We start from the raw sequence: 18,649 nt of genomic DNA on the forward strand, positions 1-18,649 counted from the left end.
GGTATCCACCCAACCACTTTATTTCTGTCGCTATCAGGATTTTCAGGAGCCGCAAAATCGTTGAAAGCCTTTCATCGCATGCAAATTCCCCCGCATTACCGTTGTGATGCGGTAAACTACCGGCAGATTAACCCGTTAAGGCCGTATCATGTCCAGTTCGTACATCTCATTAAAAGCCGACAACACGCTGGGGCTTGATGTCAGCGCAAAAACACGTATTGTCGCCGAATCGCCGGAAGCCATACTTTCAGCCTGGCAAATGAGCCAGCGTAGCCAGCAACCTTTTCTGGTCCTTGGGGAAGGCAGCAACGTGCTCTTCCTAGAAGACTTTGCAGGCGTGGTGGTGATCAACCGCATTGCAGGGGTTGAAATCCTTGATGAGACTGAGCGCTGGAAACTGCACGTTGGCGCGGGCGAGAACTGGCACCAACTGGTAAAAACTACCCTGGAAAAAGGGATTTCGGGTCTGGAAAATCTGGCACTCATTCCTGGAATGGTAGGATCAGCACCCATACAGAATATCGGTGCCTATGGCGTTGAGTTAAAAGATGTATGTGAATACGTCGATGTACTAAATCTGCATACCGGTCTCACACAGCGTTTGAGCCGTGACGATTGCCAGTTTGGTTATCGCGACAGTATTTTCAAACATCAGTACCAGTCAGGCTACACGATTATCGCTGTCGGATTTTCGTTGAAAAAACACTGGCAGCCCGTCCTGACCTACGGTGATTTAAAAACGCTAAACCCTGCCACGGCAAATGCCTGGGATGTTTTTCATGCGGTCTGTCATATGCGACAGAGTAAATTACCGGATCCGAAAATAACCGGTAACGTGGGCAGTTTTTTTAAAAATCCCGTGATAACTGGCCAGCAGGCGGCTGTGCTGTTGAGTGAGTACCCAGCGATGCCACATTATCCTCAGCCTACAGGTGAAATTAAACTGGCTGCAGGCTGGCTCATCGATCAATGCCAGCTTAAAGGCAGCCGAATTGGCGGTGCGGCAGTGCATCAGCAGCAGGCATTAGTGTTAATCAATGCTGAAAATGCCACACCTGACGACATTGTCGCGCTGGCAAAAAAGGTACGTTCCCGGGTAGGTGAAAAATTTAATGTCTGGCTGGAGCCAGAAGTTCGTTTCATTCAGGCTCAGGGTGAATGTAACGCTGTAGAGGTCATCTCATGAAGGATCATAGCGTACCGCTTAAATTAATTGATATCCTGGCCGATGGTGAGTTTCACTCGGGTGAGCAACTCGGTGAAACGCTTGGTATGAGCCGTGCGGCGATTAATAAACATATTCAAACGCTAAAAAGCTGGGGCCTTGAGGTATATACCGTCACAGGTAAGGGCTACAGTTTTCCAGCCCCACTTCAGTTACTGAATGAACAAAAGATTTTGGGGCAACTGTCTCAGGCTGATATAGCCGTAATACCGGTTATTGATTCAACTAATCAGTATTTACTCGAACGTATGCATTCTCTGCCTTCAGGATCCGTCTGCCTCGCTGAATATCAGCAGGCAGGACGTGGCCGACGCGGACGTCACTGGTTTTCACCCTTTGGTGCCAACCTCTATATGTCTATGTACTGGCGCCTGGAACAGGGCCCGGCAGCGGCAATGGGGCTGAGCCTGGTGATTGGTATCATTATGGCGGAAACGCTGAGGTCGTTAGGTGCGCAGGACGTACGGGTAAAATGGCCTAACGACATTTATCTTCATGACCGGAAGTTAGCGGGGATCCTGGTTGAATTAACCGGTAAAACCGGCGATGCAGCACAAATCGTGATAGGCGCCGGAATTAATCTGGCGATGAGAACTGCCGAAGCGGCGCAGATTAATCAGGGCTGGATTAACTTACAGGAAGCCGGCGTGACGATTAATCGCAATGAACTGGCAGCAACACTGATTAATCGCCTGCGTGAAGCACTACCCGTATTTGAGCAGGAGGGATTAACGCCCTTTGTGACGCGCTGGGCCGAACTGGACAACTTCATCAATCGCCCGGTTAAATTATTGATTGGTGAACGTGAAGTGCACGGTATTGCTCGTGGCATTGATAATCAGGGTGGTTTGCAGCTGGAACAAGACGGAAAAATTCAATCGTGGGTAGGGGGAGAAATATCTCTTCGACCGGTTTGAAAAATAAAATAAAGCCTGCTTTTTGGCAGGCTTTATCGCCACCTGTTATTTTCTGAGACGCAGTTTTTCCACCGCGTGGTTACCGCTTTTCGTCATAATCAAGCTGGCTCTTTCACGTGTAGGAAGAATGTTTTCTTTCAGATTCAACCAGTTAATCTCCCGCCACAACGAGCCAGCAATATTAACGGCTTCGTCTTCAGGTAGCTGAGCATAGTGATGAAAATAAGAGTTGGGATCGGTAAAAGCGCCCTGGCGAAATTTAAGGAAACGATTCACATACCAGCGCTGCAAAAGATCTTCTTCAGCATCCACATAGATTGAAAAATCCACAAAGTCGGAAACAAAAACATGGTGTGGATCGTGAGGATAATCCATGCCGCTCTGCAGCACATTTAACCCTTCCAGAATCAGAATATCAGGTTGCTGGACAACCTTATCGCCATCCGGAATAACATCATAAATTAAATGGGAGTAGACGGGTGCGGTAACCTGGCTGGCGCCCGACTTAAGGTCGGAAACAAATTTCACCAGCCGATGCATATCATAGGACTGAGGAAAGCCTTTTTTCTTCATTAAGCCGCGCTCTTTCAGCACGGCGTTGGGATGAAGAAAACCATCTGTCGTAATTAACTCAACCTTACGGTGTCCGGGCCAGCGGCTCAGAAGCGCCTGCAAAACACGAGCAGTGGTGCTTTTGCCCACCGCAACGCTGCCCGCAATGCTGATGATATAAGGAATTTTTTGCCCGTTCGTTCCCAGAAACTGCTCCAGCACGGCCTGACGGCGGACATTTGAACTTATATAGAAATTAAGCAGACGTGAGAGAGGCAGGTAGATTTCTGCCACTTCCTCAATTGAAAGATCTTCATTAATCCCTTTCAATTGCGCGATCTCATCCTCTGACAGCGTCATTGGAACCGAGTCGCGTAATGCCGCCCACTGTTCACGAGTGAACTGTAAATAAGGCGTCGTAAGTGATGTCGTTTTATCCATAAGTATACATTTGACTGCAGATTCAAACCGATCTGTACATTTTCGCCGATGACGAGTCGGGCCGTGTAGAGAAATGAATTGCCGGTCACAGGGCTATTAACGAGAACAATGGGCTGGAGGGTATCACCAGTATAGCTTTTAAAAGAAGTAAAAAATAAACGGCGGTATGCTTTCGCAAGCCTCTCCGCATATTTGATAAATCGTCGGTACAGAGACTTGAAATCTTTAATCGTTATGCTTTTTATTGCCATTCAGACATCAGGCAATTTTGTGCAAAGGCGTTTTTGGCTTTCGCACCGCTGTCATCGTGACGCATGGTTCAGGCCGGGTGCATGGCATCAGATATGCCCGGATATACTCTTTTGATGCTGCACAGCTGGCGCTATAGCACAACGTCCGTGCCTGCTGTTCGAAAGACAGCCGCGCTGTGTCGTACAGGCGCATGCAGATTGTCAGCGCTTGCTCTTCATTGCGTGAACCCTGTCTGCCCTGGCGTCTTCGGTCTCGTGCTGCTGTATTAAGGACAGCCATAGCTTATCTGTCAGCGACGCTGGTGCATCAGACATTCTTATAGAGGCTGTCAGCGACGTTCTTTATCGCATCTGAGTTTCATGCTCACCCGACCTGCTATGCGGTGGAGAGCATGACAGGCTGTCTGTGAGTCACACAGCCGCTCTACGAACGCTTGTGCAGATTATCAGCCCTTTTTCTCCTCAGGCACCGTACCGCCCCGCAGGTGGTCTGTCAGCCGTGACGTTTTTATCTGCCTTTCGCCTGATACTGATACTTATCTTCAGGCCGGGCAGTGTCGCCTGAAAACTTTTAGGGGATAACACCCAAGGCTGCGGCCTTAGGTAGGGTCCTGTCGCGATAAAAGTACGCATGAGGTGATTGAAAACTGAGCAGTTAATGCATTTTTCTGGCAGAGGCCTAAGAAAAGGTGAGGGATGAAGATAAGAAAGCGGGCGAGACAGGGGGAGGGAGCAACATTATCGGAAAGAGAGTGAAGAGAAATTTTAACCAATAATTGGATGTTATTTCTGCATATCAGGGGTAAATTGCGATGCTTTGCACAAATAGTAAGCGATAGAACAAAAACAGTGATTTTTTTGTTGCATCCTTCTGCCGACCTTCCTAGAATGCGCGTCACTTGATGCCGGCTTAGCTCAGTTGGTAGAGCAACTGACTTGTAATCAGTAGGTCACCAGTTCGATTCCGGTAGCCGGCACCATCAAGTAGGTGGGATTCCCGAGCGGCCAAAGGGAGCAGACTGTAAATCTGCCGTCACAGACTTCGAAGGTTCGAATCCTTCTCCCACCACCATTTCAACCCCCGGGTTGAGAAACAGATAAACAACCTGTTTATCTGGCAGGTGAGTCACTTCTTCTCACCCTGAATTCAGATTGGGTGTAAGCTCAGTCAAAGTCAGTCAGCTTCGCTGACGGGCGAAGGATAACAGAGGACATCCTCTGTTATTCACAAGCTACAGAAAGAACAGGTAGCCGAGTTCCAGGATGCGGGCATCGTATAATGGCTATTACCTCAGCCTTCCAAGCTGATGATGCGGGTTCGATTCCCGCTGCCCGCTCCAGATGTGCTGATATGGCTCAGTTGGTAGAGCGCACCCTTGGTAAGGGTGAGGTCCCCAGTTCGACTCTGGGTATCAGCACCACTTCCTTTATCTCCCTCCTGATTTTTCTCTGTAACTCCTTGCAGTCAGGCAATGCCTGGTTAATGTGACGATATCTTTGATATATCCGTGTCTTAGAGGGACAAGCGATGGCTAAAGAGCAATTTCAACGTAACAAACTGCACGTAAACGTGGGAACCATCGGTCACGTTGACCACGGTAAAACCACCCTGACTGCAGCGATCACCACCGTTCTGGCTAAAACCAACGGCGGCCAGGCACGTGCGTTCGATCAGATCGACAGCACCCCGGAAGAAAAAGCACGTGGTATCACCATCAACACGGCACACGTTGAGTATGAAACCCCGTCTCGCCACTATGCGCACGTTGACTGCCCAGGCCACGCCGACTATGTGAAAAACATGATCACCGGTGCTGCGCAGATGGACGGCGCGATCCTGGTTGTTGCTGCGACTGACGGCCCAATGCCGCAGACCCGTGAGCACATCCTGCTGGGTCGTCAGGTAGGCGTTCCTTACATCATCGTGTTCCTGAACAAGTGTGACATGGTTGATGACGAAGAGCTGCTGGAACTGGTTGAGATGGAAGTTCGTGACCTGCTGTCACAGTACGACTTCCCGGGCGACGATACACCAATCGTTCGCGGTTCAGCCCTGAAAGCGCTGGAAGGCAACCCAGAGTGGGAAGAGAAGATCGTTGAGCTGGCTGGTCACCTGGATAACTACATCCCGGATCCAGTACGTGCAATCGATATGCCATTCCTGCTGCCAATCGAAGACGTATTCTCAATCTCTGGCCGTGGTACTGTTGTAACCGGTCGTGTAGAGCGCGGTATCGTTAAAGTCGGCGACGAAGTTGAAATCGTTGGTATCAAAGATACCGCGAAATCAACCTGTACCGGTGTTGAAATGTTCCGCAAACTGCTGGACCAGGGTCAGGCAGGCGAAAACTGTGGTGTTCTGCTGCGCGGTATCAAGCGTGAAGACATCCAGCGTGGTCAGGTTCTGGCGAAGCCAGGCTCAATCAAGCCACACACCAAGTTCGAGTCAGAAGTTTACGTTCTGTCTAAAGACGAAGGTGGCCGCCATACTCCGTTCTTCAAGGGCTACCGTCCACAGTTCTACTTCCGTACCACAGACGTGACCGGTTCAGTAGAGCTGCCAGAAGGCGTTGAAATGGTTATGCCAGGCGACAACATCAAAATGGTTGTTACCCTGATTCACCCAATCGCGATGGACGAAGGTCTGCGCTTCGCAATCCGCGAAGGTGGCCGTACCGTTGGCGCGGGTGTTGTTGCCAAAGTTATCGCTTAATTACCGATAATATTTGACGCAATGCACGTGGAAAGGGCATCATTTGATGCCCTTTTTGTACGCTGTTTCATAGAACCTGACTCATCAGTGATTTTGAACCATAATCATTGCTGAGACAGGCTCTGTTATGCGGCGCTGGATACCGAGTTACGCCCCAAAAGCTCATTCGGTTTGGATGCCTCGCAATGCGGGGCAGAATAGTTTCTGAATTATTGTGGCAGGTTGGTTTATGAGTGCGAATACCGAAGCTCAAGGGAGCGGGCGCGGCCTCGAAGCGCTGAAGTGGGTAGTGGTAGTCTTATTACTGCTTGCGGCGATCGTAGGTAACTACCTCTATCGCGATGTGACGCTGCCTTTGCGCGCGTTAGCTGTGGTTGTACTGATTGCGGCAGCAGGCGGCATTGCGCTTTTGACGACAAAAGGCAAAGCAACCGTGGCCTTTGCACGTGAAGCAAGAACCGAAATGCGTAAAGTTATCTGGCCAACCCGCCAGGAAACACTGCATACCACGTTAATCGTTGCCGCGGTTACTGCCGTGATGTCACTGATTTTGTGGGGGCTGGATGGTATTCTGGTCCGTCTGGTATCGTTTATCACTGGCCTGAGGTTCTGAGATGTCTGAAGCTCCAAAGAAACGCTGGTACGTCGTGCAGGCGTTTTCCGGTTTTGAAGGCCGCGTAGCACAGTCGCTGCGTGAGCACATCAAACTGCACAACATGGAAGAGCTGTTTGGCGACGTCATGGTTCCTACAGAAGAAGTTGTTGAGATCCGTGGTGGTCAACGCCGCAAGAGCGAGCGCAAATTCTTCCCCGGCTACGTTCTGGTACAGATGGTAATGAATGACGCCAGCTGGCACCTGGTGCGCAGCGTTCCGCGCGTTATGGGCTTTATTGGCGGTACCTCTGACCGTCCTGCGCCGATTAGCGACAAAGAAGTCGATGCGATTATGAATCGCCTGCAGCAGGTGGGCGACAAGCCGCGTCCGAAAACGCTGTTCGAGCCGGGCGAAATGGTACGTGTCAACGATGGTCCATTTGCCGACTTTAACGGTGTGGTTGAAGATGTGGACTACGAAAAGAGCCGCCTGACGGTTTCTGTTTCCATCTTTGGACGCGCAACGCCAGTAGAACTCGACTTCGGTCAGGTTGAGAAGGGCTAACCTTTTCCGACATACAATTTGGCTGTTGCAGCAGGCGCGAAATTTAACTATAATTTCGCGCCTTTTGTTTTTATGCGCTGGCAACAGCGTGTAAATCGTTACCACGGGGAGCCTTTTACAGGCGCTATAACCCAATTGAGGAATTATCATGGCTAAGAAAGTACAAGCCTACGTCAAGCTGCAGGTTGCAGCTGGTATGGCGAACCCAAGTCCACCGGTTGGTCCAGCTCTGGGTCAGCAGGGTGTTAACATCATGGAATTCTGTAAAGCGTTTAACGCCAAAACAGAATCACTGGAAAAAGGTCTGCCGACTCCAGTTGTTATCACCGTATACAGCGACCGTTCTTTTACCTTTATTACCAAAACGCCTCCGGCTGCCGTTCTGCTGAAAAAAGCAGCAGGCATCAAGTCTGGTTCTGGTAAGCCGAACAAAGATAAAGTCGGTAAAGTGACTCGTGCTCAGGTACGTGAAATCGCAGAAACTAAAGCTGCGGACATGACTGGTTCTGACGTTGAAGCGATGACTCGCTCAATCGAAGGTACTGCTCGTTCCATGGGCCTGGTTGTAGAGGACTAAGAAATGGCTAAGCTGACCAAGCGCATGAGCGTAATTCGCGACAAAGTTGACGCGACCAAGCAGTACGATATTGCTGAAGCAATCGCTTTACTGAAAGAACTGGCTACTGCCAAGTTCGTCGAAAGCGTTGACGTTGCTGTTAACCTCGGCATCGATGCACGTAAATCTGATCAGAACGTCCGCGGCGCGACCGTTCTGCCACACGGTACTGGTCGTTCAGTACGTGTTGCTGTCTTCACCCAGGGCGCAAACGCTGAAGCTGCTAAAGCAGCTGGCGCTGAGCTGGTAGGTATGGAAGACCTGGCCGATCAGATCAAGAAAGGCGAAATGAACTTTGACGTTGTTATTGCTTCTCCGGATGCAATGCGCGTTGTTGGCCAGTTAGGCCAGGTTCTGGGTCCACGTGGCCTGATGCCAAACCCGAAAGTCGGTACTGTAACGCCTAACGTTGCTGAAGCGGTTAAGAACGCTAAAGCAGGTCAGGTTCGTTATCGTAACGACAAAAACGGCATCATCCACACTACCATCGGTAAAGTGGACTTCGATGCTGACAAACTGAAAGAAAACCTGGAATCTCTGCTGGTTGCGCTGAAAAAAGCAAAACCTGCACAGGCGAAAGGCGTGTACATCAAGAAAGTTAGCATCTCTACCACCATGGGCGCCGGCGTTGCCGTTGACCAGGCTGGTCTGACTGCCGTAGCAAACTAATTGCTACTTGAAACGGGCGAAAAATTCACCTAGAATCTTACGCCCGTTGTTCTGCATTAATGCAGACGTCGATGTGGGTTATTCAGAACGTGGTAAGACGGTGGCCGAGTCAGCGACCTGAAGCACAGTGAACTGTGCGGCGGGTGAGGGCAAAGACAGCCAGCGCAATGCGGTTTGAGTGACAACACACGACCCAAATTTTAGGTTGGAGCCAGGCCTTATCCTGGCCTCCGTCCAAGACCGCAGGAGCGGAACATCCTCGGATGTAATGCTTAATCCCCTGCGTAGACGGTGACAGAACCAAAAGATTTTTTCTTATCTGGATTCTGCTCACCGTGTATTAGCGCTTATTTTCCTTCGGGCGAGTAAGTGAAGTGAGTTCCGGGGAAATCCTTCCCCGGTCAAATCCAGGAGCTAAAGCTAATGGCATTAAATCTTCAAGACAAACAAGCGATTGTTGCTGAAGTCAGCGAAGTAGCCAAAGGTGCGCTTTCAGCGGTTGTTGCGGATTCTCGTGGCGTTACCGTTGATAAAATGACCGAACTGCGTAAAGCAGGTCGTGAAGCTGGCGTTTACATGCGTGTTGTTCGTAACACCCTGCTGCGCCGCGTCGTTGAAGGTACTCAGTTCGAGTGCCTGAAAGACACGTTTGTTGGTCCGACCCTGATTGCATATTCTATGGAACACCCGGGCGCTGCTGCTCGTCTGTTCAAAGATTTCGCGAAAGCGAATGCAAAATTCGAGGTCAAAGCTGCAGCCTTTGAAGGTGAGCTGATCACGGCGGCCAATATTGACCGTCTGGCAACTCTGCCGACCTACGAAGAAGCACTGGCACGTCTGATGTCGACCATGAAAGAAGCCGCTGCCGGCAAACTGGTTCGCACTCTGGCTGCTGTTCGCGATGCAAAAGAAGCGGCTTAAGGCCTCTCTTTTGTTCGCACTTGCTAACGTATAAACTTTTTCTGATTCTTAGGAACAATTGTTATGTCTATTACTAAAGACCAAATTCTGGAAGCCGTTGCTGCTATGTCCGTAATGGAAGTAGTTGAGCTGGTTTCTGCTATGGAAGAAAAATTCGGCGTTTCTGCTGCTGCTGCTGTAGCTGTTGCTGCTGGCCCAGCTGAAGCTGTTGAAGAGAAAACTGAATTCGACGTCGTTCTGAAAGCTGTTGGCGCGAACAAAGTTGCAGTAATCAAAGCCGTACGTACCGCAACTGGTCTGGGCCTGAAAGAAGCCAAAGATCTGGTTGAAGCAACTGGCGTGATCAAAGAAGGCATCAGCAAAGATGACGCAGCTGCACTTGAAGCTGCTCTGAAAGAAGCTGGCGCTGAAGTTGAAGTTAAGTAAGACAACCCTCGGGTTGCAGTCTGAGTAGTTTCAGACTGATGGCTGGTGACTTTTTGGTCACCAGCCTTTTTGCGCTCCAGGGCCTCAATGGGGTTTCGCACTGTTTGTCCATTGTTGCTCATCAATATCTTTCTCTATCGACGACTTAATATACTGCTTTCCCGTGCGGGTTCCCTGCCCACGCTGAAGCAATGAAATGATTTAAGCGTGATAGAAAGAGGTATTGCACGTACTGCAGAGCAGTAGGTGAATCAAACAAAATCGTGTTGCATGAACTGTCCTGTCAGGACGGACAGCGTGGGTCGACTTGTCAGCTAGCTGAGGAACCCTATGGTTTACTCCTATACCGAGAAAAAACGTATTCGTAAGGATTTTGGTAAACGTCCGCAAGTTTTGGACATACCTTATCTCCTTTCCATCCAGCTTGATTCGTTTCAGAAGTTTATCGAGCAAGATCCAGAAGGTCAGTACGGACTGGAAGCTGCATTCCGCTCTGTATTCCCTATTGCGAGCTACAGCGGCAACTCTGAGTTGCAGTATGTCAGCTATCGCTTAGGTGAACCTGTCTTTGACGTGAAAGAGTGTCAGATCCGTGGCGTGACCTACTCGGCACCGCTGCGCGTGAAACTGCGTCTGGTGATCTATGAGCGCGAAGCGCCAGAAGGCACAGTAAAAGACATTAAAGAACAAGAAGTCTACATGGGTGAAATTCCACTCATGACTGACAACGGTACCTTTGTTATCAACGGTACTGAACGTGTTATCGTTTCTCAGCTGCATCGTAGTCCTGGCGTGTTCTTTGACAGCGATAAGGGTAAAACCCACTCCTCGGGTAAAGTGCTGTATAACGCACGTATCATCCCTTACCGTGGTTCATGGCTCGACTTCGAGTTTGACCCGAAAGACAACCTTTTCGTCCGTATTGACCGTCGTCGTAAGCTGCCGGCCAGTATCATTCTGCGCGCACTGCATTACACCACTGCTCAAATTCTCGACGTGTTCTTCGAGAAAGTGGTGTACGAAATCCGTGACAACAAGCTGCAGATGGAACTGGTGCCAGAGCGCCTGCGCGGTGAAACCGCGACCTTCGATATCGAATCGAATGGCACGGTCTACGTTGAGAAAGGGCGTCGCATCACTGCGCGTCATATTCGTCAGTTGGAAAAAGACGGTATCCAACACATCGAAGTCCCTGTGGAATACATTGCGGGCAAAGTGGTCTCTAAAGACTACATCGATGAGAATACCGGTGAGCTGATCGTTGCGGCCAACATGGAACTGTCGCTGGATCTGCTGGCGAAGCTGAGCCAGTCGGGTCACAAGCGCATTGAAACGCTGTTCACCAACGATTTGGATCACGGCCCATACATCTCCGAGACGCTGCGCGTTGACCCAACCAACGATCGCCTGAGCGCGCTGGTTGAGATCTACCGCATGATGCGTCCTGGTGAGCCGCCAACGCGTGAAGCTGCAGAGAACCTGTTTGAGAACCTGTTCTTCTCTGAAGATCGTTACGATCTTTCTGCAGTCGGCCGCATGAAGTTCAACCGTTCATTGCTGCGTGATGAGATCGAAGGTTCAGGTATCCTGAGCAAAGAAGACATCATCGAAGTGATGAAAAAACTGATCGACATCCGTAACGGTAAAGGCGAAGTGGACGATATCGACCACCTCGGTAACCGTCGTATTCGTTCAGTCGGTGAAATGGCTGAAAACCAGTTCCGCGTCGGTCTGGTCCGTGTTGAGCGTGCAGTGAAAGAGCGTCTTTCTCTGGGCGACCTCGATACGCTGATGCCACAGGACATGATCAACGCCAAGCCAATTTCGGCGGCGGTGAAAGAGTTCTTTGGTTCCAGCCAGCTGTCTCAGTTTATGGATCAGAACAACCCCTTGTCAGAGATTACGCACAAGCGTCGTATCTCTGCTCTCGGCCCGGGCGGTTTAACCCGTGAGCGTGCCGGCTTCGAAGTGCGTGACGTACACCCAACGCACTACGGTCGTGTCTGCCCAATCGAAACCCCTGAAGGTCCGAACATCGGTCTGATCAACTCCTTGTCTGTGTACGCGCAGACGAACGAGTACGGTTTCCTGGAAACCCCTTATCGTCGCGTTATTGACGGTGTGGTTTCCGATGAAATTCATTACCTTTCTGCAATCGAAGAAGGTAACTACGTTATCGCGCAGGCGAACACCAATCTGTCAGAAGAAGGTGCGTTCGTTGATGACCTGGTCACCTGCCGTAGCAAAGGCGAATCAAGTCTGTTCAGCCGCGATCAGGTTGACTACATGGACGTTTCCACCCAGCAGGTGGTTTCTGTCGGTGCGTCACTGATTCCGTTCCTGGAACACGATGATGCTAACCGCGCCCTGATGGGTGCGAACATGCAACGTCAGGCCGTTCCTACTCTGCGTGCTGATAAGCCGCTGGTAGGTACCGGTATGGAGCGCGCTGTAGCCGTTGACTCCGGTGTTACCGCTGTTGCGAAACGTGGTGGTACCGTTCAGTACGTTGATGCATCACGTATCGTTATTAAAGTTAACGAAGACGAGATGTACCCGGGCGAAGCGGGTATCGACATCTACAACCTGACCAAATACACCCGTTCTAACCAGAACACCTGTATCAATCAGATGCCGTGTGTCTCTCTGGGTGAGCCCGTTGAACGTGGTGATGTGCTGGCTGACGGCCCGTCTACCGATCTCGGTGAGTTGGCGCTGGGTCAGAACATGCGCGTCGCGTTCATGCCGTGGAACGGTTACAACTTCGAAGACTCCATTTTAGTCTCCGAGCGCGTAGTGCAGGAAGATCGCTTCACCACCATCCACATTCAGGAACTGGCCTGTGTGTCTCGTGACACCAAGCTGGGGCCAGAAGAGATCACGGCTGACATCCCGAACGTGGGCGAAGCTGCACTCTCTAAACTGGATGAGTCCGGTATCGTTTATATCGGTGCTGAAGTGACCGGCGGTGACATTCTGGTTGGTAAGGTGACGCCAAAAGGCGAAACCCAGCTGACGCCAGAAGAGAAGCTGCTGCGTGCGATCTTCGGTGAGAAAGCGTCTGACGTTAAAGACTCTTCTCTGCGTGTACCGAACGGTGTTTCCGGTACCGTTATCGACGTTCAGGTCTTCACCCGCGATGGCGTGGAAAAAGACAAGCGTGCGCTGGAAATCGAAGAAATGCAGCTGAAGCAGGCCAAGAAAGACCTGTCTGAAGAGCTGCAGATCCTGGAAGCGGGCCTGTTTAGCCGTATCCAGTCTGTCCTGATTTCCGGTGGCGTTGAAGCAGACAAACTGGACAAGCTGCCGCGTGAGCGTTGGCTGGAGCTGGGTCTGACTGACGAAGCCAAGCAAAACCAGCTGGAGCAGCTGGCAGAGCAGTACGACGAACTGAAGCACGAGTTTGAGAAAAAACTCGAAGGTAAGCGTCGTAAAATCACCCAAGGCGATGATCTGGCACCTGGCGTGCTGAAAATCGTTAAGGTTTATCTGGCTGTTAAACGTCAGATTCAGCCTGGTGATAAAATGGCAGGTCGTCACGGTAACAAAGGTGTTATCTCTAAGATCAACCCAATCGAAGACATGCCTTACGATGAGAACGGTACGCCGGTCGATATCGTACTGAACCCGCTGGGCGTACCTTCGCGTATGAACATCGGTCAGATCCTTGAGACTCACCTGGGGATGGCAGCGAAAGGTATCGGCGAGAAGATCAACGCGATGCTGAAAAAGCAGGAAGAAGTCGCCAAGCTGCGCGAATTCATCCAGCGTGCTTACGATCTGGGCACCGATGTGCGTCAGAAAGTTGACCTGAACACCTTTACTGATGACGAAGTTCTGCGCCTGGCTGAGAACCTGAAAAAAGGTATGCCAATTGCCACGCCGGTGTTTGATGGTGCGAAAGAGAGCGAAATCAAAGAGCTGTTAGAGCTCGGCGGTCTGCCTTCTTCCGGTCAGATTACCCTGTTTGATGGCCGTACTGGTGAGCAGTTCGAACGTCAGGTAACCGTAGGCTATATGTACATGCTGAAACTCAACCACCTGGTTGATGACAAGATGCACGCACGTTCTACCGGTTCCTATAGCCTCGTTACTCAGCAGCCGCTGGGTGGTAAGGCACAGTTCGGTGGTCAGCGCTTCGGTGAGATGGAAGTATGGGCGCTGGAAGCTTACGGTGCTGCGTATACCCTTCAGGAAATGCTTACCGTTAAGTCTGATGACGTCAACGGCCGTACCAAGATGTATAAGAACATCGTGGATGGCAACCATCAGATGGAACCTGGCATGCCAGAATCGTTCAACGTACTGTTGAAAGAGATTCGCTCGCTGGGTATCAACATCGAGCTGGAAGACGAGTAACCCTCAGTAACAGGCCTGGCCTGGAAGCGCAGGGTTAACGCGCTCGCATTTGTACTGGTTATGGGGCGTTCAATTTCGGTTGGACGCCCCTGAGTCTCACTCCGACGGGAGCAAATCCGTGAAAGACTTACTTAAGTTTCTGAAAGCGCAAACTAAAACCGAAGAGTTTGATGCGATCAAAATTGCGCTGGCGTCGCCAGACATGATCCGTTCCTGGTCTTTCGGTGAAGTGAAAAAGCCGGAAACCATTAACTATCGTACCTTCAAGCCAGAGCGCGATGGTCTGTTCTGTGCCCGTATTTTTGGGCCGGTAAAAGATTACGAATGCCTGTGTGGTAAGTACAAGCGTCTGAAACACCGTGGTGTGATCTGCGAGAAGTGCGGCGTTGAAGTGACCCAGACTAAAGTGCGTCGTGAGCGCATGGGCCACATCGAGCTGGCTTCGCCAACCGCACACATCTGGTTCCTGAAGTCACTGCCTTCGCGTATCGGCCTGCTGCTGGATATGCCGCTGCGTGACATCGAACGCGTGCTGTATTTTGAATCTTATGTCGTTATCGAAGGTGGCATGACCAACCTCGAGAAACGTCAGATTCTGACTGAAGAGCAGTACCTGGACGCGCTGGAAGAATTCGGTGACGAATTCGACGCGAAAATGGGTGCAGAAGCGATTCAGGCACTGCTGAAAAACATGGATCTGGAGCAAGAGTGCGAACAGCTGCGTGAAGAGCTGAACGAAACTAACTCCGAGACCAAACGTAAAAAGCTGACCAAGCGTATTAAGCTGCTGGAAGCGTTCGTTCAGTCTGGTAACAAGCCAGAGTGGATGATCCTGACCGTTCTGCCGGTTCTGCCGCCAGATCTGCGTCCGCTGGTACCGCTGGATGGTGGTCGTTTCGCTACGTCGGATCTGAACGATCTGTACCGCCGCGTGATCAACCGTAACAACCGTCTGAAACGCCTGCTGGATCTGGCTGCGCCAGATATCATCGTGCGTAACGAAAAACGTATGCTGCAGGAAGCGGTTGATGCCCTGCTGGATAACGGTCGTCGCGGTCGTGCGATCACCGGTTCTAACAAGCGTCCTCTGAAATCTTTGGCCGATATGATCAAAGGTAAGCAGGGTCGTTTCCGTCAGAACCTGCTCGGTAAGCGTGTTGACTACTCTGGTCGTTCTGTTATCACCGTAGGTCCATACCTGCGTCTGCATCAGTGCGGTCTGCCGAAGAAAATGGCACTGGAGCTGTTCAAACCGTTCATCTACGGCAAGCTGGAACTGCGTGGCCTGGCCACCACCATCAAAGCCGCTAAGAAAATGGTTGAGCGTGAAGAAGCTGTCGTGTGGGATATCCTGGACGAAGTGATCCGCGAACACCCGGTACTGCTGAACCGTGCACCAACTCTGCACCGTTTGGGTATCCAGGCATTTGAGCCCGTCCTGATCGAAGGTAAAGCTATCCAGCTGCACCCGCTGGTTTGTGCGGCTTATAACGCCGACTTCGATGGTGACCAGATGGCTGTTCACGTACCGCTGACGCTGGAAGCCCAGCTGGAAGCGCGTGCGCTGATGATGTCTACCAACAACATCCTGTCACCTGCGAACGGCGAGCCAATCATCGTTCCTTCACAGGACGTTGTACTGGGCCTGTATTACATGACCCGCGACTGTGTTAACGCCAAAGGCGAAGGCATGGTACTGACCGGTCCGAAAGAAGCTGAACGCGTTTACCGCGCCGGCCTCGCTTCGCTGCACGCTCGCGTTAAAGTGCGTATCACTGAGCACGAGAAAAACGAGCAGGATGAGTGGGTTTCTAAAACCAGCATCATCGACACGACGATTGGTCGCGCCATCCTGTGGATGATCGTGCCTAAAGGTCTGCCTTTCTCCATCGTCAACCAGGCGCTGGGCAAGAAAGCGATCTCCAAGATGCTGAACACCTGTTACCGCATCCTGGGCCTGAAACCAACGGTTATCTTTGCTGACCAGACCATGTACACCGGCTTCGCCTATGCGGCACGTTCAGGTGCGTCTGTTGGTATCGACGACATGGTTATCCCAGAGAAGAAAGTGGAAATCATCACCGAAGCGGAAGCGGAAGTGGCTGAAATCCAGGAGCAGTTCCAGTCTGGTCTGGTGACGGCAGGCGAACGCTATAACAAAGTGATCGATATCTGGGCTGCGGCCAACGAACGCGTTGCTAAAGCGATGATGGAAAACCTCTCTACTGAAGTCGTGATTAACCGCGATGGTGAAGAAGAGCGCCAGGTTTCCTTCAACAGCATCTTTATGATGGCCGACTCCGGTGCGCGTGGTTCTGCTGCACAGATTCGTCAGCTGGCCGGTATGCGTGGTCTGATGGCTAAGCCAGATGGCTCAATCATTGAGACGCCGATTACGGCGAACTTCCGTGAAGGTCTGAACGTACTCCAGTACTTCATCTCGACGCACGGTGCACGTAAAGGTCTGGCGGATACCGCACTGAAAACAGCAAACTCCGGTTATCTGACGCGTCGTCTGGTTGACGTTGCACAGGATCTGGTTGTGACTGAAGACGACTGCGGCACGCACGAAGGCATCATGATGACGCCGGTCATCGAAGGTGGCGACGTGAAAGAACCGCTGCGTGAGCGTGTTCTGGGTCGTGTGACTGCGGAAGACGTGCTGAAGCCTGGTACGGCTGACATTCTGGTTCCACGTAACACTCTGCTCGATGAGCACTGGTGTGACGTGCTGGAACTGAACTCAGTAGACAGCGTGAAAGTGCGTTCTGTTGTTGGTTGTGAAACCGACTTTGGTGTGTGTGCGCATTGCTATGGTCGCGACCTGGCACGTGGTCACATCATCAACAAAGGTGAAGCGATCGGTGTTATCGCGGCACAGTCCATCGGTGAGCCGGGTACACAGCTGACGATGCGTACGTTCCACATCGGTGGTGCGGCATCACGTGCGGCTGCTGAATCCAGCATTCAGGTGAAGAACAAAGGTACCATCAAGCTGACCAATGCCAAGTCGGTAACTAACTCGGCAGGCAAGCTGGTGATCACCTCGCGTAACGTTGAACTGAAAATGATCGACGAATTTGGCCGTACTAAAGAGAGCTATAAAGTTCCTTACGGTGCGACCATGGCGAAAGGTGATGGTGAGCAGGTTGCTGCGGGCGAAACCGTTGCAAACTGGGATCCGCATACCATGCCGGTTATCACTGAAGTGGGCGGTTTCATTCGCTTCACGGATATGATCGACGGTCAGACCATTACTCGTCAGACTGACGACCTGACCGGTCTGTCATCGCTGGTGGTCCTGGATTCTGCTGAGCGTACTGCGGGTGGTAAAGATCTGCGTCCAGCCCTGAAAATCGTTGATGCTAGCGGCAATGATGTCCTGATCCCTGGTACCGATATGCCAGCTCAGTACTTCCTGCCAGGCAAAGCGATTGTACAGCTGGAAGATGGCGTGAAGATCAGCTCGGGTGATACCCTGGCGCGTGTTCCGCAGGAATCGGGCGGTACCAAGGATATTACCGGTGGTCTGCCACGCGTTGCCGACCTGTTCGAAGCGCGTCGTCCGAAAGAGCCAGCAATCCTGGCGGAGATCAGCGGCATCATCTCCTTCGGTAAAGAGACCAAAGGTAAACGTCGTCTGGTCATTACTCCGCTGGATGGTAGCGATCCGTATGAAGAGATGATTCCTAAATGGCGTCAGCTGAACGTGTTCGAAGGTGAACGTGTTGAGCGCGGTGACGTGGTTTCCGATGGCCCAGAGTCACCACATGACATCCTGCGCTTGCGTGGCGTGCATGCGGTTACCCGATACATCACTAACGAAGTGCAGGAAGTTTACCGTCTGCAAGGCGTTAAGATTAACGATAAGCACATCGAAGTCATCGTTCGTCAGATGCTGCGTAAAGCAACCATCATGAGCGCGGGAAGCACCGAGTTCCTGGAAGGTGAGCAGGCTGAATTCTCTCGCATCAAGATCTCTAACCGTGAACTTGAAGCGAACGGAAAAGTGGGCGCTACCTTCATGCGTGACCTGCTGGGTATTACCAAAGCGTCACTGGCAACCGAATCGTTCATCTCTGCTGCATCGTTCCAGGAAACCACGCGTGTCCTGACCGAAGCGGCAGTTGCAGGCAAGCGCGACGAACTGCGCGGTCTGAAAGAGAACGTTATCGTGGGACGTCTGATCCCTGCCGGTACCGGTTATGCGTACCATCAGGATCGTATGCGCCGCAAAGCGGCAGGCGAAGTGCCGGTTGCACCGCAGGTGACTGCGGATGAAGCCTCTGCAAGCCTGGCTGAATTGCTGAACGCTGGTCTGGGCGGTAACAACGACGAGTAATCGTCAAACGCCTGATAAAAAACCCTGCTCTGGCAGGGTTTTTTTTTATCTTTAAGC

Annotated in this window: 12 protein-coding genes and 4 tRNA genes; 15 read left to right on the forward strand and 1 reads right to left on the reverse strand. The window is 51.4% G+C overall.

Annotated features, from left to right (window positions below):
* Nucleotides 1–148 precede the first annotated feature (148 nt).
* Entirely contained in the window at nucleotides 149–1,186 is a 1,038-nt protein-coding gene (gene murB / locus NYE92_RS15675) for a UDP-N-acetylmuramate dehydrogenase (protein ID WP_029569348.1), read from the forward strand.
* Nucleotides 1,183–2,142 carry a bifunctional biotin--[acetyl-CoA-carboxylase] ligase/biotin operon repressor BirA gene (gene birA, locus NYE92_RS15680; protein WP_013024112.1) on the forward strand — a complete coding sequence of 320 codons (960 nt, stop codon included), beginning with the start codon at nucleotides 1,183–1,185 and terminating at the stop codon, nucleotides 2,140–2,142. The genes murB and birA overlap by 4 nt, the downstream gene beginning before the upstream one ends.
* 45 nt (nucleotides 2,143–2,187) lie before the next feature.
* Here birA and coaA read toward each other — a convergent pair whose 3' ends face one another.
* The gene (coaA, locus tag NYE92_RS15685) at nucleotides 2,188–3,135 is read right to left on the reverse strand and encodes a type I pantothenate kinase (RefSeq protein WP_013024113.1); all 948 of its coding nucleotides are present in this window, start codon (nucleotides 3,133–3,135) and stop codon (nucleotides 2,188–2,190) included.
* A gap of 1,155 nt (nucleotides 3,136–4,290) precedes the next feature.
* Here coaA and NYE92_RS15690 point away from each other — a divergent pair.
* From NYE92_RS15690 to rpoC, 13 genes are all read left to right on the forward strand, one after another.
* Nucleotides 4,291–4,366: transfer RNA gene (locus NYE92_RS15690), tRNA-Thr, on the forward strand.
* Between the two features lie 7 nt (nucleotides 4,367–4,373).
* A tRNA-Tyr gene (locus tag NYE92_RS15695) sits at nucleotides 4,374–4,458 on the forward strand.
* Between the two features lie 193 nt (nucleotides 4,459–4,651).
* Nucleotides 4,652–4,726, forward strand: a tRNA-Gly gene (locus tag NYE92_RS15700).
* A 5-nt stretch (nucleotides 4,727–4,731) separates the two neighbouring features.
* A tRNA-Thr gene (locus NYE92_RS15705) sits at nucleotides 4,732–4,807 on the forward strand.
* Between the two features lie 107 nt (nucleotides 4,808–4,914).
* Nucleotides 4,915–6,099 carry an elongation factor Tu gene (gene tuf, locus NYE92_RS15710; protein ID WP_013027471.1) on the forward strand — a complete coding sequence of 395 codons (1,185 nt, stop codon included), beginning with the start codon at nucleotides 4,915–4,917 and terminating at the stop codon, nucleotides 6,097–6,099.
* A 229-nt stretch (nucleotides 6,100–6,328) separates the two neighbouring features.
* Complete coding sequence (gene secE, locus NYE92_RS15715) at nucleotides 6,329–6,712, forward strand: preprotein translocase subunit SecE (RefSeq protein WP_014606967.1); 384 nt, start codon at nucleotides 6,329–6,331, stop codon at nucleotides 6,710–6,712.
* Nucleotide 6,713: 1 nt separating this feature from the next.
* A complete protein-coding gene (gene nusG / locus NYE92_RS15720) occupies nucleotides 6,714–7,259 on the forward strand; it encodes a transcription termination/antitermination protein NusG (RefSeq protein WP_003848088.1) in 546 nt (181 codons plus the stop codon).
* A gap of 148 nt (nucleotides 7,260–7,407) precedes the next feature.
* Nucleotides 7,408–7,836, forward strand: a complete 429-nt coding sequence (gene rplK, locus NYE92_RS15725) for a 50S ribosomal protein L11 (protein ID WP_006121495.1) — start codon at nucleotides 7,408–7,410, stop codon at nucleotides 7,834–7,836.
* Nucleotides 7,837–7,839: 3 nt separating this feature from the next.
* A complete protein-coding gene (gene rplA, locus NYE92_RS15730; RefSeq protein WP_013024115.1) occupies nucleotides 7,840–8,544 on the forward strand; it encodes a 50S ribosomal protein L1 in 705 nt (234 codons plus the stop codon).
* Between the two features lie 423 nt (nucleotides 8,545–8,967).
* Nucleotides 8,968–9,465 (forward strand): 50S ribosomal protein L10, encoded by a 498-nt coding sequence (rplJ, locus tag NYE92_RS15735; RefSeq protein WP_003848098.1) that lies wholly within the window; start codon nucleotides 8,968–8,970, stop codon nucleotides 9,463–9,465.
* Nucleotides 9,466–9,528: 63 nt separating this feature from the next.
* Nucleotides 9,529–9,891: a 50S ribosomal protein L7/L12 gene (gene rplL, locus NYE92_RS15740; RefSeq protein ID WP_009092660.1), complete on the forward strand. Its 363-nt coding sequence runs from the start codon at nucleotides 9,529–9,531 to the stop codon at nucleotides 9,889–9,891.
* A gap of 330 nt (nucleotides 9,892–10,221) precedes the next feature.
* Nucleotides 10,222–14,250: a DNA-directed RNA polymerase subunit beta gene (gene rpoB / locus NYE92_RS15745; protein ID WP_013024116.1), complete on the forward strand. Its 4,029-nt coding sequence runs from the start codon at nucleotides 10,222–10,224 to the stop codon at nucleotides 14,248–14,250.
* Nucleotides 14,251–14,368: 118 nt separating this feature from the next.
* Nucleotides 14,369–18,592 (forward strand): DNA-directed RNA polymerase subunit beta', encoded by a 4,224-nt coding sequence (rpoC, locus tag NYE92_RS15750; RefSeq protein WP_014606966.1) that lies wholly within the window; start codon nucleotides 14,369–14,371, stop codon nucleotides 18,590–18,592.
* Nucleotides 18,593–18,649: the final 57 nt, after the last annotated feature.

Source organism: Pantoea sp. B566, assembly GCF_024793925.1.
Taxonomy (GTDB): Bacteria; Pseudomonadota; Gammaproteobacteria; order Enterobacterales; family Enterobacteriaceae; genus Pantoea; species Pantoea ananatis.

What these genes read in the sequence shown, in the direction of transcription:
- secE (WP_014606967.1), top strand. Translation starts at nt 6,329, where the DNA reads ATGAGTGCGAATACCGAAGCTCAAGGGAGCGGGCGCGGCCTCGAAGCG.
- rpoB (WP_013024116.1), top strand. Translation starts at nt 10,222, where the DNA reads ATGGTTTACTCCTATACCGAGAAAAAACGTATTCGTAAGGATTTTGGT.
- nusG (WP_003848088.1), top strand. Translation starts at nt 6,714, where the DNA reads ATGTCTGAAGCTCCAAAGAAACGCTGGTACGTCGTGCAGGCGTTTTCC.
- rplL (WP_009092660.1), top strand. Translation starts at nt 9,529, where the DNA reads ATGTCTATTACTAAAGACCAAATTCTGGAAGCCGTTGCTGCTATGTCC.
- tuf (WP_013027471.1), top strand. Translation starts at nt 4,915, where the DNA reads ATGGCTAAAGAGCAATTTCAACGTAACAAACTGCACGTAAACGTGGGA.
- rplJ (WP_003848098.1), top strand. Translation starts at nt 8,968, where the DNA reads ATGGCATTAAATCTTCAAGACAAACAAGCGATTGTTGCTGAAGTCAGC.
- murB (WP_029569348.1), top strand. Translation starts at nt 149, where the DNA reads ATGTCCAGTTCGTACATCTCATTAAAAGCCGACAACACGCTGGGGCTT.
- rplK (WP_006121495.1), top strand. Translation starts at nt 7,408, where the DNA reads ATGGCTAAGAAAGTACAAGCCTACGTCAAGCTGCAGGTTGCAGCTGGT.
- rplA (WP_013024115.1), top strand. Translation starts at nt 7,840, where the DNA reads ATGGCTAAGCTGACCAAGCGCATGAGCGTAATTCGCGACAAAGTTGAC.
- birA (WP_013024112.1), top strand. Translation starts at nt 1,183, where the DNA reads ATGAAGGATCATAGCGTACCGCTTAAATTAATTGATATCCTGGCCGAT.
- coaA (WP_013024113.1), bottom strand. Translation starts at nt 3,135, where the DNA reads ATGGATAAAACGACATCACTTACGACGCCTTATTTACAGTTCACTCGT.